The organism is Microcoleus sp. AT3-D2, from assembly GCF_036705715.1.
Taxonomy (GTDB): domain Bacteria; phylum Cyanobacteriota; class Cyanobacteriia; order Cyanobacteriales; family Microcoleaceae; genus Microcoleus.
The window spans coordinates 1-15,541 of record NZ_JAUBVE010000057.1; the positions used below are offsets into that span (position 1 = coordinate 1).

At 45.4% G+C, this 15,541-nt stretch carries 15 protein-coding genes; 8 read left to right on the forward strand and 7 right to left on the reverse strand.

Going from position 1 to position 15,541, the window contains the following annotated elements:
* Positions 1–91: 91 nt before the first annotated feature.
* The 4 genes from QUB44_RS21150 to QUB44_RS21165 form a co-directional block, all read right to left on the reverse strand.
* Positions 92–505 (reverse strand): transcriptional regulator, encoded by a 414-nt coding sequence (locus QUB44_RS21150; protein ID WP_333370492.1) that lies wholly within the window; start codon positions 503–505, stop codon positions 92–94.
* A 20-nt stretch (positions 506–525) separates the two neighbouring features.
* A complete protein-coding gene (locus tag QUB44_RS21155) occupies positions 526–2,181 on the reverse strand; it encodes a radical SAM protein (RefSeq protein WP_333370494.1) in 1,656 nt (551 codons plus the stop codon).
* 279 nt (positions 2,182–2,460) lie between these two features.
* The gene (gene lspA, locus QUB44_RS21160; RefSeq protein ID WP_333370496.1) at positions 2,461–2,973 is read right to left on the reverse strand and encodes a signal peptidase II; all 513 of its coding nucleotides are present in this window, start codon (positions 2,971–2,973) and stop codon (positions 2,461–2,463) included.
* 205 nt (positions 2,974–3,178) lie between these two features.
* Positions 3,179–3,757 (reverse strand): biotin transporter BioY, encoded by a 579-nt coding sequence (locus QUB44_RS21165; RefSeq protein ID WP_006635529.1) that lies wholly within the window; start codon positions 3,755–3,757, stop codon positions 3,179–3,181.
* A gap of 377 nt (positions 3,758–4,134) precedes the next feature.
* Here QUB44_RS21165 and pstS point away from each other — a divergent pair, with 377 nt between their 5' ends.
* The 4 genes from pstS (at position 4,135) to pstB (ending at position 8,460) form a co-directional block, all read left to right on the forward strand.
* Positions 4,135–5,310 (forward strand): phosphate ABC transporter substrate-binding protein PstS, encoded by a 1,176-nt coding sequence (gene pstS / locus QUB44_RS21170; RefSeq protein WP_333370498.1) that lies wholly within the window; start codon positions 4,135–4,137, stop codon positions 5,308–5,310.
* A gap of 339 nt (positions 5,311–5,649) precedes the next feature.
* Positions 5,650–6,606, forward strand: coding sequence for a phosphate ABC transporter permease subunit PstC (pstC, locus tag QUB44_RS21175; RefSeq protein ID WP_333370500.1), 957 nt, complete (start codon positions 5,650–5,652; stop codon positions 6,604–6,606).
* A 34-nt stretch (positions 6,607–6,640) separates the two neighbouring features.
* Positions 6,641–7,534, forward strand: a complete 894-nt coding sequence (gene pstA / locus QUB44_RS21180) for a phosphate ABC transporter permease PstA (protein WP_333370502.1) — start codon at positions 6,641–6,643, stop codon at positions 7,532–7,534.
* Positions 7,535–7,659: 125 nt separating this feature from the next.
* Positions 7,660–8,460 carry a phosphate ABC transporter ATP-binding protein PstB gene (pstB, locus tag QUB44_RS21185; protein ID WP_333370554.1) on the forward strand — a complete coding sequence of 267 codons (801 nt, stop codon included), beginning with the start codon at positions 7,660–7,662 and terminating at the stop codon, positions 8,458–8,460.
* Between the two features lie 233 nt (positions 8,461–8,693).
* Here the strand turns inward: pstB and QUB44_RS21190 are convergent, their stop codons facing one another.
* Positions 8,694–8,864, reverse strand: a complete 171-nt coding sequence (locus QUB44_RS21190; protein ID WP_242716365.1) for an NblA/ycf18 family protein — start codon at positions 8,862–8,864, stop codon at positions 8,694–8,696.
* A gap of 229 nt (positions 8,865–9,093) precedes the next feature.
* Here QUB44_RS21190 and QUB44_RS21195 point away from each other — a divergent pair, with 229 nt between their 5' ends.
* From QUB44_RS21195 to QUB44_RS21205, 3 genes are all read left to right on the forward strand, one after another.
* Positions 9,094–9,690, forward strand: coding sequence for a phycobiliprotein lyase (locus tag QUB44_RS21195; protein ID WP_333370504.1), 597 nt, complete (start codon positions 9,094–9,096; stop codon positions 9,688–9,690).
* Positions 9,691–9,938: 248 nt separating this feature from the next.
* On the forward strand, positions 9,939–10,697 hold the full coding sequence (locus tag QUB44_RS21200; RefSeq protein WP_333370506.1) for a phycobilisome rod-core linker polypeptide: 759 nt from the start codon (positions 9,939–9,941) through the stop codon (positions 10,695–10,697).
* 566 nt (positions 10,698–11,263) lie between these two features.
* Positions 11,264–11,713, forward strand: coding sequence for a hypothetical protein (locus QUB44_RS21205; protein WP_333370508.1), 450 nt, complete (start codon positions 11,264–11,266; stop codon positions 11,711–11,713).
* Between the two features lie 179 nt (positions 11,714–11,892).
* On the opposite strand, the gene QUB44_RS21210 is transcribed toward QUB44_RS21205, so the two are convergent.
* Complete coding sequence (locus QUB44_RS21210; protein ID WP_333370510.1) at positions 11,893–12,858, reverse strand: RluA family pseudouridine synthase; 966 nt, start codon at positions 12,856–12,858, stop codon at positions 11,893–11,895.
* Between the two features lie 195 nt (positions 12,859–13,053).
* A complete protein-coding gene (locus tag QUB44_RS21215) occupies positions 13,054–14,502 on the reverse strand; it encodes a RecQ family ATP-dependent DNA helicase (protein ID WP_333370512.1) in 1,449 nt (482 codons plus the stop codon).
* A 169-nt stretch (positions 14,503–14,671) separates the two neighbouring features.
* Here QUB44_RS21215 and QUB44_RS21220 point away from each other — a divergent pair, with 169 nt between their 5' ends.
* Positions 14,672–15,481, forward strand: a complete 810-nt coding sequence (locus QUB44_RS21220) for a phytanoyl-CoA dioxygenase family protein (RefSeq protein ID WP_333370514.1) — start codon at positions 14,672–14,674, stop codon at positions 15,479–15,481.
* The last annotated feature ends 60 nt before the right edge of the window (positions 15,482–15,541 follow it).

Below are 15,541 nucleotides of genomic sequence, written 5' to 3' on the forward strand. Positions count from 1 at the left end.
ATATGGCACAGGCACAACGGCTCGCGGGCTATGGTCTAGACGTTTTGAAGAAGCTGTTTAGAATGAAATAGCCCTGCCTGTATACTGGCAATTAATTATACTCAAGAAATGCCACAGGGGAAAGATGGAAAAACTTAGCTAATTTTTGAATTTGACTCGCCGTCAGTTCCCGCTTTCCATCCATCATCTCAGATACCCAAGACTCGGATTCAAAAATATCAACCAAATCTTTTTCTTGAATATTGTCCTCAACCATCAATGCTTTCAGTAGTGCGATACCTTTCAAGACTGGCATTGGCTCATGTTTTTGTTCGTAATCATAAACAAGAGTACCCAACACGTTTAAGTAATCCCGATCGTCCTGCGTGAGATTGCTCCGACTCACAATAGAATCCATCCGATTTTGTGTAGCGATTAACTCAGATTCACAAGTAATTGGAGGCGGTGGAAAAGTTGTAATTATCTCAATATAGTAGCTACTAGGAGTTTTCAAACCAGTCGTCATTTTTCCATTTCTCCTTTTTACTAAACGCGACTTAGTGAATTCTCACATTCTTGATTTTGCTGTCGTGTTGTATGACTCATCGCCTCAGCCAAATGTTTTTTCAAAGTCGCCTCCGGTAGCGGCCCTTTTAAATGACTCCAAGGCAAAACCCGATCCAATTCCCACTCTTGAAAAACATAAAAATCCATCTCCGGCAACTGTCCCCGCAACTCCTTAAAAGCCCGTCGATAACTGCCCAAAGTATCGCCGTAATGCCGCACTAATTCCAACAGCCGAGACAACCGCCGATCGCCCTTTGACAACAAACCCTGAATCACAGACCAGTTATAGCTTTCAGGTCGAAATTCTAAACCTAACTTCCGCAATTCTTTATCTAAAAACTTCAGCCTCTTCTCCGCATCTTTATTCACTCCAAACCACTGAAAAGGAGTGTGAGATTTCGGGACAAAAGTGCTGCATCCCAGAGTCAACCGCAAGCCGGGAACAGCTTTTCTAATCGCCCGCATCATCGCCACCGTCTCCTCTAAATCCTCCATTTCTTCGCCGGGAATTCCCGCCATCCCGTAAAGTTTAATTCCCTTTAAGCCGCCCGCCTTAGCATTGATAGCAGCTTGAATAATTTCGTCATTTGTGAGTTTTTTGTTAACGATTTTGCGGATGCGATCGCTCCCGCTTTCCACCGCAATTGTCACAGATTTACTGTCTCTGTTTGTCAATATTTCTGCCAATTTAACTGTCACCGTATTCGTCCTTACCGAAGAAAGACTCAACCGCACGCCGTCGTATTTCGGATGATTCAAATGATCCAGCAACGCTTCAAATTCCGGGTGCTGAGTGACCGAAGCACCCAACAAACCCAAACGATTAGTCACAGCTAAACCGCGATCGATCGCCGGAATTAGCGAAGCCTCCAAACTCGCAGTTCTAAACGGCAAAGTCAGATAACTTGCCAAACAAAAACGGCACATTTCTGGACAACTCCGAACCACTTCCACCATGTAAATATTTTCCCAAGCCGCTTTTTCTGTCACCACGGTGGAAGCAGATAAAGTATTGCCGCGATAAGTCTGTTTTTCAACCATACTGGGAATTTCCGAATCGACAGGATGAATCGATTTAATCCCCTCAGTCGCATCCAGATAAGTTACTTCGTACAAACTGGGGATGTAAACTCCTGGAACTTGGGCTAAATGCCGCAATTTAGTTTGTCTATCGGCGGTACGGACTTCTTTACAAGCATCAATAAAATTGTCTATGAGATGTTCGCCATCTCCCAGCAAAATCACATCAAAAAAATCGGCAAAAGGTTCTGGATTCGCCGTAAAAACCGGGCCACCGCCGAAGACGAGCGGATGATTATCAGTTCGTTTTGACGCCCAAATCGGAATTTCTAGAGATTCCAATAAATTGAGAATATTTACATAGTCTAGTTCCCAAGAAAGCGAAAATCCCAGTAATTCTGGATGTTGGGGAAGTTGTTCGCGGATATCAGTAAATAAACGGCCCACTTCAATATCCGATCGCACAGCCAAAGTTGCCCACACTATCTGATAGCCGAGACTGGTAATACCCACCGTGTACTCGTTGGGAAAAGCAAAAATAGTCGGGATAGCATCAGCATCGGGAGTTGCTGGGGCAAATAGTAAGCGTTCTTGAGCAAAGGGATTAGGAGTCATCCGATTTTAGATTTTAGATTTTAGATTTTAGATTAGGGAATTTCTCCACGGATAAATCCGGGGGTTTGTGACCAAATTGCTTTTGATCGCGCGCAAGTTTAGCCTTAGCAATAAAAAATCTAATTATAGCTCATAAGTGACTCTAACCTTAAGCCGGATTCATCAGTGGATCAGCCAAAAAAAGATCGGCATCCGATAAACCTGAGAACGGTACAACCCGTGCGTGGGTTAATCTAAAATCTAAAATTTAAAATCTAAAATTGATTGACTTGTTGAAAGTTAGTCTGAAATAGAATTGCGATCGTCCTGACTTCTTGGAGTCGGCGGTACACTGTGAAAAGTTGCAATCAGCAAACAGATAATCCCAGCATTAATAAACACATCGGCTAGATTAAATACCGGGAACCGAATCAGCCGAAAATCGATAAAATCTACAACATGGCCCGAAACAAATCGATCGATTCCATTCCCCAGTGCTCCCCCCAAAATCAAACCGTAGCCAGCTTGTTCCCAGCGGTTAATTCGCGGCCCGAACCAAGCCAGCACAATCAATCCGACACTAACGGCCAAAGACAGCCACCGCAACCAAATCGCCCCGCCATTGCTGAAAAGACTAAAAGCGGCACCAGTATTAACAACATAAGTGAAGTGAAACACCCCAGGTAACAGCGGCTGTGTCTGCGGAGGAACCGTCAAGTCAAAATTTTGTACCACCCAAAACTTAGTCAGGTGGTCTAAAACTAAACTGATAACAGCAGCCACCCAGAACAAAGGATTTCTTTTAAAACGCATGAATTAAGCAATAGAAAATGGGGCATCGGGCATGAGAGAATTTACTCCAATCTCACGTGTCATTATGAGCAGAATGCAGTGCAGGAAAGCAATCCCAGCCGCAGCGCGATGACTCTCTCGTTGGGCAATGTATAGTATAACCTTATTTGACACAACAACCAATCCCCTATTACCAATTCCCAATTCCCAATTCCCAATTCCCCAATTAATAAAACATCAAGCGGCGCAAAGTAAATGACAGCACTGCGATCGCACAAACTACCGCCAATTGCCCTGGCAGGGGATAAACCGAATATTTAAGAATCTCATCGAATAAAGGTGTTTTTTTAGCCGGAGGTAGCCAATAAGTAAAAATTAGATAAATTAAGCCGATCGCGTGAACAGTGAACAAACCGCACAAACAGCTAAAAGCCATAGATTCCAGCCGCGAAGCCACCTTAAAAGCCACCCAGCCGCACACCCAAGCACCAGGCACAAAACCCAGCAAATACCCAAAACTCGCTTCTTTGAGATAGCCGATGCCGCCGCCTTGAGAAAAAACTGGCCACAAAGTTAATCCTAATGCCAAATAAGCAATTTGCGAGAGAGCCGCAGCATTTTTCCCCCCCATGCAGCCTACTAGCAAGACGGCTCCAATTTGATAGGTAACACCTAAAGAGTACGCCTGAAGTCCTCGATCGTCCCACAACCCAATCGGAATTGTGACAGATGCAGGCAAAAAAGTGCCTCCTATCGTCAGGAGCAAACCAATAACAGCCCAGATTAATTCAATAGGAGCAGGCATTATCATCAAACGGCATTCGTCAGAAGGTATAAGGCAGAAGGCATTTGTCAGATGCAAGCTTCAATGCCCGCAGCTTTTAAATTCTTAATACTAGCACTACTGTCAAAATAACCACCATTGTATGGTTTTCTGGTTCTCAAGCCTGGATATTGTGATAATTTAATGGGGAATTTTTCGCGATCGGGCATCGAATGCTTGTTTCCGTACCAATTTATCTGGCCTTTATCTTATACAATCACAATTGTCAAGCTCATCAATTAATAATATTAATTAATATTAAATTGCCATTAAGTGTAAAGATTCTTAACCTAACCTTTACTTTTGCGCGCTATGCTGATGCGGGACACCCATATAACGATCGCAGATTTTTTATACCTATGCTTTTTCGTCTCAACGTGATTAATTCAAAGCGTTTGACTACTGCAATTTCCGCTATGGCGATCGCCCTCAGTGTAGCAGCTTGCCGCAGCGAGACCACAAACACAGTCAGCAGCCCTAGCCCTGGCGACACCGCAGCATCACCCGTTGCAGCCACCGGCACAGCACCAAACACCAAACTCGCCCTAGCCTCAGACGTAGCCCTCACGGGTGCCGGCGCGTCATTCCCAGCACCCCTGTACCAGCGCTGGTTTCAAGATTTCAACACAACCAATCCCAAATTACAGATCAACTATCAGTCAGTGGGCAGCGGCGCCGGAGTCGAACAGTTTACCAAAGGTACGGTAGACTTTGGAGCCAGCGACACCGCCATGAGTGACGAGGAAATTGGGAAGGTGCCAGCGGACAAAGGCCTGCTCATGCTGCCGATGTCGGCTGGCAGCATCGTCCTCGCCTACAACCTGCCAGACGTACCCGAACTGAAGTTGCCAAGAGATGTTTACACAGATATTTTCTTGGGAAACATCACCAAGTGGAACGATCCCAGAATTGCTGCTGCTAACCCAGGCGCTAAGCTGCCAGACCAAAATATCACAGTTGTACACCGTTCTGACGGCAGCGGTACGACAGACGTATTCACAAAACACCTCAGCGCCATCAGTCCAGAATGGAAAGAAAAAGTAGGGGAAGGCAAGACAGTAGAGTGGCCTTCTGCCGGTAAGATTGGTGGCAAGGGGAATGAAGGTGTGACAGCTTCTATTCAACAAACCGTTGGCGCCCTTGGCTACATTGAGTACGGCTACGCCAAAAACAACAATATCAAGTTTGCGGCCCTGGAAAATAAAGCCGGCAATTTTGTAGTCTACAACGACGCAGCGGGGGCCAAAACCCTTGAAGCAGTGGTACTACCGGAAAATCTCCGGGCGTTCATTCCCGATCCGGAAGGGGCAGAATCCTATCCTATTGTTAGCTACACTTGGCTGCTCGTCCCCAAAACAGTTGCTGACCCCAACAAAGCCAAATCAATCGAGGCTATGATTGAATACGGCTTGAATCAAGGTCAAAAAGTTAGTTCCGAATTGGGCTACGTTCCTCTGCCCCAAAACGTTAGAGAAAAAGTAGCCGCGGCAGCTGACGGCATCAGCCCAGACTACAAGATTGAGGTTGCCAAATAGTAATTGAAGTCAGTTGGCAGTTGACATTTGGCAGTTGTTAGTTGACAGTTGGCAGAGGGAAAAAAGGAAGAAGGAAGAGAGATATTTCTGTAGGGGCGGGTTCACCGACAATAATTGCCTAAAATCAATAATCTGATAAACCCGCCCCACCCAACGGTAAATCGCCATTTACCTCTTTCAAAATACAAGGGTCAGGTTTTACCAGAAATATTTGTTAAAAAGTCAGGGAATTAATCAACCCGCCCTTCTGGGATTTGATTTACGGTTTTTGTTTCTACTTCCTTCTAGCTTTTTCCGAAACAGACTATTTTCCGCTACTATATATTTGGTTTTTTTTCTATGATTTCAGATACTAACAGCGCTCAATCAGAGAGTCGATCGCGCTCTGGGGCAGAAAAATCCTTAGATCAAGGCTTTATCTGGCTCACGCGGATTTTGGGCATAGGAGTAGGTGTAATTTTGCTGCTAATCGCCCTCACCGTTGGTTACAGGGCTTTACCTGCGATTCAAGAGTACGGTTTGGGATTTCTGTTTAGCAGTAGCTGGAATCCGGTTAAAGAAGAGTACGGTGCGCTGCCGATGATTTACGGGACGATCGTCAGTTCGGCGATCGCGCTCCTAATTGCAGTACCATTAGGAGTAGGGACTGCCATCTTCCTGAGTGAAGATTTTTTGCCACTGCCAGTGCGTACAGCTTTGGTTTTTTTAGTAGAACTTTTAGCTGCCATTCCCAGCGTAGTCTACGGTTTGTGGGGAATTGCTGTATTGATTCCCATTATTACCAGTCTGGGCAAGTTTCTCAACGGCACTTTGGGATGGCTGCCGATTTTTAGCACCCCGCCAGTGGGCCCGGGAATGTTACCAGCCGGATTAATATTGGGAATCATGACTTTGCCCATTATTACTGCTATCTCCCGCGACTCTTTGGCAAGTCTCCCCCCCGAATTGCGGCAAGCATCTCTCGGTTTAGGAGCTACTCGCTGGACAACAATTTTTAGAGTGCTCGTACCGGCGGCTTTTTCCGGCATTGTCGGCGGAATTATGCTTGGGCTCGGTCGCGCGATGGGAGAAACAATGGCCGCAACTCTGTTAATTGGCAATTCCAATCAGTTAAGTCTTTCTGTGCTAGCTCCGGCAAATACTATTGCTTCTCTGATGGCAAATCAGTTTGCGGAAGCTTCGGGATTGCAAGTAGCAGCTCTGATGTACACTGGGCTAATTCTGTTTATTATGACACTGATTGTTAATATTTTGGCAGAGTGGATTGTTTCTCAAGTAAGAGCGAAGTACAACTAGAAGTTTGTCGCAATTTCCTACATAGTTTTAGTTTATGTCAAATAGCGTCTCCGATGAGAATCCTTTCGTATCGAAAACAGGCAGTTTGAAGAAGGTTAAAAACAGCCAGCAAGCGCTGTTTAATCTGGCAATGACTGTACTGGCTGGAGCTAGTCTGGCCATCACTCTGCTGCCTTTGTTTGCAGTTCTTTCCTATGTCACCGTACAAGGTTTCAATCGCCTGAATTTAGACTTGTTTACCAAGCTGCCACCGCCGCCCGGACTATCGGGAGGCGGTATTGCTAATGCAATTCTCGGTACATTGATGACGGTGGGAATTGCTTCTTTAATTGCTGTTCCTTTTGGTGTATTGGCAGCAGTTTATTTGTCGGAGTTCAGCAGCGGCCAAGTAGCTCGCTGGGTACGCTTTGCTACTAATGTCCTCAGCGGCGTTCCTTCGATTATTGCCGGGGTATTTGCCTACGGTTTGTTCGTGGTAAATATGGGAGGTTTTTCGGCAATTGCAGGGGGTGCGGCATTGGCTGTGCTGATGTTGCCCACGATTGTGCGGACTACTGACGAAGCTCTACAAATCGTCCCGCAAGATATTAGATGGGCGTCGGTTGGTGTGGGTGCTTCTAATTATCAGACGGTGTTGCAGGTGGTTTTGCCTGCAGCAATTCCGGCTATTTTAACGGGTGTGACTCTGGCAATTGCTCGCGCTGCTGGAGAAACGGCTCCTTTGATTTTCACGGCGCTCAATTCGCCTTTTTGGCCGGCAGGATTTGATAAGCCAACTCCGAGTCTTTCGGTTTTGGTGTACAACTTTGCAACGGTTCCTTTTAAGGCACAGAAAGAATTGGCCTGGGCGGCATCTTTGATTTTGGTGCTTATGGTTTTGCTGACGAGTATTCTTTCTCGCTGGGCTACTCGCCAAAAAGTTTATTGAAGGAAGAAGATTCTTCGACTTGGCGAACGGGTAAAAAGAAGGAAGAAGGAAGATTTTCCTTATCTCCAATTTTCCCACTCTCGTCTTCTGCTTATTTTGTAAAATTCGATTGGATAGTTAGCTGTATGATGATGGATTTAGACCAGCAAACGGAAACAGTTTTACGGACAGAAAATATCAATATTTTTTACGGCGCTTTTCACGCGGTTAAAAATGTTTCAATGGAGATTCCTAAAAATCGCATTACTGCCTTGATTGGGCCGTCTGGCTGCGGTAAAAGTACAATTCTCCGATGTTTTAACCGCCTCAACGATTTAGTGAGCGGTTTTCGTTTAGAGGGTAGAATTGATTACAAGGGTCAAAATCTTTACGATCCTGATATTGATGCTGTGGAGGTGCGCCGCAAGATTGGGATGGTGTTTCAAAAGCCGAATCCTTTCCCGAAGTCGATTTATGACAATATTGCTTACGGTGCGAGGGTGAACAATTATAAGGGGGATATGGATGAGCTGGTGGAAAAATCGCTCAGCCAAGCTTATTTGTGGGATGAGGTGAAGGATAAGTTGAAGCAAAGCGGTTTTTCTCTTTCGGGTGGCCAGCAGCAGCGTTTGTGTATTGCTAGGGCGATCGCGATTAATCCTGATATAGTGTTAATGGATGAACCTTGCGCTTCTCTTGACCCGATTTCTACGATTAAGATTGAGGAGTTGATGCGGGAACTCAAGGAGAAGTATACGATTGTGATCGTTACTCACAATATGCAGCAGGCTTCTCGGGTTTCTGACCTGACTGCTTTTTTTAATGCTAAACTTTCTGACGATGGGAAGCGGTTTGGCTATCTTGTGGAGTGTGACAAGACTGAGATAATTTTCCAAAGTCCAAAGGAAGAGTCTACTTTAGATTATGTGAGCGGCCGTTTTGGTTGAGTCCCCTACAGGCTGAAGCCTGTCGCTACACAAACTATCGTCTCTCTCGCTTGAGACTAAAAACATTTAATTTGCTGAGTATGCTAGCGACAAAAAAAACTGCATAAAACTTTTCTGAATTTAGAATCCCGCTTTCTTGGAGAAAGCGGGATTCTGGGTTTTATGATTAAAAGCTCGATCGCAGTTTTTGCAGATACAAGCCACTGATTTTTGTGAAGAAATGCTCGAAGAGTTCACATATTCTTCATCCAATGCTTTAACAGGTTTTCTTTTACCATGTTTTGCCGCATAACTTCGAGCAAGTATTCCTGAGCTTGGTCTTGGCTTAACCTTTTGACTTCTTCGCGCAGCACTTGAAGTTTGAACTGCTGTTCCATGCTGAGGCTGGTTGTAGGCATATCCATAAATCGCTCCTCCAGTTTGCTGAGATTGATGCGAAATTGATCGGAATGACGTTTCGCAGGATTTGTTGTGTCTCCTAATATTGTAAACTATCATAACATTCGCTTGACAATATGTCCAAAGTAGACATTTTGAGACTAATTTGTGTAGCAAAAGTACATCTAAGTGGGGGGAGCTTTATCATAAAAAGGCGTAAAGACAGGGAAGCCTAAGCCAAAGGAGCTAGTTCGTATGGATGCCATGGAGTTTTTTCAAAGCAGTGCTGGGGAGTGGCGTTCTCAGCGCAGCACTCACCACCTCGCTTTCCGCCAAGCGGAGATTGGGGATTCAAATATTCAGGTAACGGCGCTGGGTGCGGATGACGCGAGAGTCGCCGAGATTTGCAAGATGCACGAAGTAGATCCGATCCGGGCTGCTGGGGGGGCTTTTGTGACTTGGCACGGCTCGATGGCGTGGGATAAGGATGATGAGAATCATAAAGGGTCTACGGTGTTCGCGATCGTCCCCGATCCTGAAAATCCGCGGCAGGGTTTAATGTTGCGCGAACGGGGCTATGCGGAAATTGTGCCGGTGGCTGGCCGTTTTGAGATGGATGATGAGGATGGGCTGCTGCTGATTACGGAATACGAGACGATGAGTTCGATCGAGCGTTTCTGGTTTGCTAATCCGAACGTGCGGATGCGGACGAGTACCGTAAAGCGCTTTGGCGGTTTCAGCACATCGACTTTTTGTACCGAAATTCGGGTGCAACCAGACTCGGATGCAACATCAGAAGCTGCAGGCTCTCAAGTGGCCGCCAGCGAGTTTTATTCGGCTCTGGGCTGGTAATTTATTTGACTGTGAACAGTTGACTGTTTACGGTTGACTGTTTACGGTTGACTAAAATCTGCCAACTGCCCACTGCCAACTGCCCACTGACAACAGTCAACAAATGTTACAGATTGTTGCAAAAATTCAGGAAAATCAGATTTAGATTGCGGGAATCCCCTAATCTGTATGTTGGTTAGTTGTATCCGTTTTGCTGGCAGCTCACGGTGTCAACTATTTCTGAAATTTGAGATAACGGAGATTTTAACGTGGCGCTTCCTTTATTAAGCTACGCCCCCAACAGCCAAAACCAGCGCGTTGCTGGTTTTGAAGTGGGGAGCGACGAGCAGCCGAGAATTTTCACAACTGAAAATGTGCTCTCGTCTGGAGACATGGAAAATTTGATTTGGGCTGGATATCGCCAGATTTACAGCGAACACCAAATCCTCAAGAGCAACCGCCAAAAGTCTTTGGAGTCGCAACTCAAGTTCGGCCAAATTACTGTGCGGGACTTTATTCGTGGTTTGGCGACTTCTTCTCCTTTCTTGGAGCGGAATTATCAAACTAACAGCAACTACCGATTTGTGGAAATGTGCGTACAGCGCATTTTGGGCCGGGATGTTTACAGCGAGCGCGAAAAGATTGCTTGGTCGATCGTAGTAGCCAATAAGGGGCCTCAAGGCTTTATTGACGAGTTGGTCAATAGCGAAGAGTACCTGGATAAGTTCGGCTACGATACAGTACCTTACCAGCAGCGCCGAATTTTGCCTCAGCGAGTTGGAGGGGAAACTCCTTTCAACTTGAAGACGCCCCGCTACGGTGAGTACCACCGTTCGCAGCTTGGCTTCCCGCAAATCATCTGGCAGACTGGCGTGCGCCGTTTTGTTCCTCAAGAGAAGCAACCGAAGGCTGGCGATCCGTCGAACTATTTGGGTATGGCGCGCAATATGCCCATGCCTGCTACTCCGCCGCAGCGCGTGCCTCTAGCTAATATCAATATCGACACGATGGTTCCCCGTCGCCGGTAATTGATGCTGCCCTGATGCGATTATTTGTGTCGGGCGATCAAGTGAATCGATCGGCTTTTAGGCTGAGAGAGTTTTGAGTCTTGAGTTTTGAGGTTTGAGTTTTTTGCTAAACTTGGAATCCAAAACTCGGGACTCATAATTTTTTGGGAAGAATTTCGCCAATTAGCAATGTACGGGATTTAATGGAGAAATATTAGACTTGAATTGCATGCCTTCGCAAACTATCTTTAAATATATCTGCGTGCATCTACTTTCATCTGCGGTTTCGGGAATGTGTCACTTTTGCGATGAGTATAAATACTGATAAACTTCACCATAACTTTTTTGTCGAGCATCAGTATCAATAGTCAGGACAGTTTTTATATAGTCCAATGGCTTATTCTCGCTTGACTTTGACCCACTGTGGATATTAAATCAATGTCAGCTCCACCCCGCTCGTTGAATTTAATTTGACTTTATTTATGATCCTTGCCCCGCGTAAGCTTGTAGTCTCGTTTCCAAAACTGTCCAGAGTATTGCAGTATAGTAGGGAATAATTATCATCTCTTCCTACTTGATATATAATCATGATGAAAAACTTTATTGAAATTATTGGTGGACTAATAGGAATTCTAGCTTTTGTGAAAGGCATTCTTGAGTTCGTAGATCTCAATAGGATACGTAGATATGAGAAGTTTCATGAGATGAGCAAAAGATTCGATGAGAACGAGTCAATCCAGAAAGTCTGTGAGCTTTTGCAAAATAGCTCTAGCAGCATATCAGTCACAAAACAGGAAAAAGAGGTATTTATCTGCTTTTTAGAAGAGATTTACTTTATGATTATGTCTGGTATACTGAAAAAGGAAATTGCACTGTACACATTTGGCTATTATGCAAGAGAAGCAATGCACAACCAAAGATTTTGGCAGGATCTTGATAGTGGGGAAGAGTATTACACAGTATTCCATAAATTCTGTCGAATGGTTTCTATCTTTCAGCCAAGCAAACTCGGAGTCAAGGAAACGCTGAAATACTGAGCACCATGAAGATAAATTCTTAGTTTCATTCCGCCATTGGTTTTAGCTATATTGCGGGTCAGATCGGGATGCGGTTTCCCTCTTGCATCAAAGATTTAGGCAAGAAGTTAAATGAAGAAAAAAGGAATGGCAAAAAATGTTTATAGTAAGGACTTTAGCAGTTTTAACTGCCCAAGATATCAAGTGTGAGAGCGCAGGCGCAATATTTTTAGCAGGGTGTTGAATTGCTCTGGTAAAGGTGCGATCGCCTCTATTAATTTTCCTGTTACGGGATGCTGCAATGTCAGCCGCCATGCGTGGAGGGCTTGTCCTGTTAAATTAACGCCGATAGAACGGTTGGAACTGTACATCGGATCGCCGACAATCGGATGTTTTATTTCGGCTGTATGCACGCGAATTTGATGGGTGCGGCCGGTTTCTAATTGATAGTGCATTAAGCAATAGTTGCCGATTCTTTCTTTGATTGTCCAGTGAGTAACTGCGGGGCGACCGCCTTTTTCTACTGGTACTACCGCCATTTTTTTGCGGTCTGTGGGATGCCGCCCGATGGGTAGGTCTATTGTGCCTGTTTCGGTGCTGGGAGTGCCGTAAACTATGCCTAAATATTCGCGGCGGGCGGTTTTGGTTTTGAGTTGGGCTTGCAGATGTTGGTGGGCAATGTCGGTTTTGGCGATCGCGATCGCACCTGTCGTATCTTTGTCTAATCTGTGCACGATTCCCGGCCGCTGAACTCCGCCTATTTCTGCTAGGGGACAGTGGGCTAAGAGGGCGTTGACTAATGTACCGTCTTGGTGTCCGGCGGCTGGGTGGACGACTAATCCCGCTGGTTTGTTGATGATAATTAGGCTGTCGTCTTCGTAGAGAATGTCGAGGGGAATTGATTCGGGCTGCAAGGAAGTGGGCTGGGTTTCGGGTAAAGTGAGGTGGATGCGATCGCCCGTTTTTACTAATATTTTTTTCGAGGTGCAGGTTTCGTCGTTGACTTTGACGTTACCTTGTGATATGAGGGTTTGGATTCGCGATCGAGATAAGTCCGGTATCTGGTTTGACAGCCAAATATCTAATCGCTGATTGACATTACTGCGATCGAATTCCTCTGTATTTTCTACTGTGTAAATCTGTGCCGCAGTGTCTGTTTCTATCATTTACTTTTTACTATTTTTTGCCAAGTGTGTAAAGCAAATATCTTAATCATAACATCTGTGAGTTAGTTCGCGATCGCACGGGTAGCGAGAAACCGGTTTTTTTCACAGCAATACTTCGTTTCTGCCCGCCGACTGGGTAAAAAACCCGGTTTCTTTGGTCGGAGTGGTTAAGTTGTTTGAGTATAATCGTCTATTCTATCGACAATTGTCGCAGTGGCCGCAGCGCATTGATGTAGCTTCCTTGGCAAACCCAAAAGCTTGCAGCAAAAATTGCCACCTACACTTGCGATGTTTGAGATATTTAGCCATTTCCTCAGCGGCGGTAAAATTTGATTTTTCCGCTTTTTGCTGTGCGGATTTGTCGATCGCATAATTAAAAGGATCGTGCCATCTTAATTGTCCGCTGCTGTGCAAGATTGAAAGGGCGATCGCGCTTTCGGGAAATTCACGGGAAACAGCTTCTATATCGCCTTTAACTGGCAGTTTTTTTGCTAATTGCTGAGCTTCTCGGTATTGCGATCGCAATTTATCTTGAAAAAATTCCTTTCTTTGTTTATCTTCGGGATAAAGCAAACCCGTCGGTTCGCTAATCAATGTCAGGGCGATCGCCGATTTGCCGTCGCGTCCGCCTCTACCAATTTCCTGAATGTATTCCGATAATAGCAAAGGTGCTTGAAAGTGAACAACCCATCGGACATCGGGCTTATTAATTCCCATACCGAATGCTGAGGTACAAGTCACGAATTTTAGCTCATTGTTCAGCCAAGCTGTTTCTATTTTTCGTCGTGATTCTGGACTTAAACCTGCATGATATGCTGCTGTTTCATAACCTGCTGCTTCCAACAAATCCGCCAAATTTTCGCTATCTTTTCTAGTGCGGACATAGACTAAACCTGCTTGTTTGTGTCGAGCTTTAATAAAATTTAATAATTGCTGTTTGCGTCCTCTCGGCGTCCAGACTGTTTGCACTTGCAGGTGCAGATTAGAACGGTAGGGACTTAGCAGAAATGCTTCGGGTTTTTGCAGTTGCAAGACATTTTTGATTGTCTGCTGTGCTTCCGGGTTGGCGGTAGCGGTAAAAGCTGCGATCGCAATTTTACTATTTGCTGGTTTAGCTTTCAACAAAGCCGGCCGCACTGTTCCCAAGCGGCGGTAAGCTGGTCGAAAAGTATCACCCCACTGTACTAAACAGTGAGCTTCATCTAATATTAAACCGTTGATTTGGATGTGCGGCTGACTGATAATTTCCCAAACAGGTTTGCTGAGTAATGTTTCGGGAGACAGGTACAGCAATCTTAATTTATTTTGTTGCAGCGACTGCATAGTTTGTCGGCGCTGCGCTGTTGGCAATTGACTGTGGAGGAGGGAAGCGGGAAGATTGCGATCGCGCAATTCTTGCACTTGATTTTCCATCAGTGCGACTAACGGCGAAACTACCAACGTTAAGCCTGTTTGTAACAAAGCTGGCAGTTGAAAGCAGATTGATTTGCCGCCACCTGTTGGCATAATTATAAGTGTATCTTTTCCCGCTAATAAACTGCCGACGATTTCTCCTTGGGGTGGTCGAAAGTCGTCGTATCCCCAAATTTTTTGGAAGGCGGCGCGGGCTTGATTTAATGATGTTGGTTCTGGTTCGTATTTCATTTGATTTATCCCCAAATCAGACATAATGTGAGCAGTGCGTGTCCTACATAATTAAATTTTGTGTAAGTCCTGATGTACCAAGAAACCGGGTGGCTGGTTTCATAGTATGCAAGTATCGAGCAGAATAAGTGTTAATTTAATAACAGTTAATAATTTTACTTTTTGAATTATGAACGCAAGCACGTTAAGCGAAGTTTTCAGCTATCGGCAAAAGACTTGCGATCTTTTCGATACAGCGGGGGCGGTAGAAGCGGTGCGCGAAGATGGTTTTGCGCTGATTCCTGGTGTACTCAGTCCGTCGGAAGTGGCGCAAACCAAGGAAGCACTCGATCGCCTGCAACCCTTCGGACTCGATGGTAGCAGTTGGAGTGAATTGAACCAGCATTTTAAGTGCGTTTTTAATCGCGATCGCCTGTGGCTTTCCTATGCCGATCGACCGGGTATAATTGAATTAGCCGAAGCATTAATGGGCAGCGATTGCCATATTATCGGCATGACTGCGTGGAAAAGCGGACCCGGTTATGATGGTTGGCGCGTCCACGTCGATCAGGTGTTTGTACCCGTGCCCGAAAGCGTGTTTGCAGATCGCACTTTTCAACTACCAGTTTGGATTTGTACAGCCCATTTCTATCTCAGCGACATCCCAGAAAACCTCTGTCCTACCTACATTATTCCTGGTAGTCACAAATCTGGTCGAAGACCCGATCGCGGGGAAGAAACTTGGAACGGACACTCCCCAGAACCAGTGTTGTGCAAAGCAGGAGATGTGCTGTTTTTCCGCAGTGAAATTTGGCATTCCGGCGGCAAAAATACGACAACAGATGGAACTCGCTACTTACTGCAAGTGCATTATTCCCACCGCAATATCGCGCAGAAATTTTCGCCTTGGCCGTGGCAGTTTAACCCCGAAATTATCGCTACCGCTACTGAACGGCAACTGCGGCTTTTAGGCAAACATCCTGAGTCAAATTACGGTTGAAATACATTGCTAATTTTGTTGAACCACCTGTATAGCAAGCCTTAGAAGAAATATGAACAC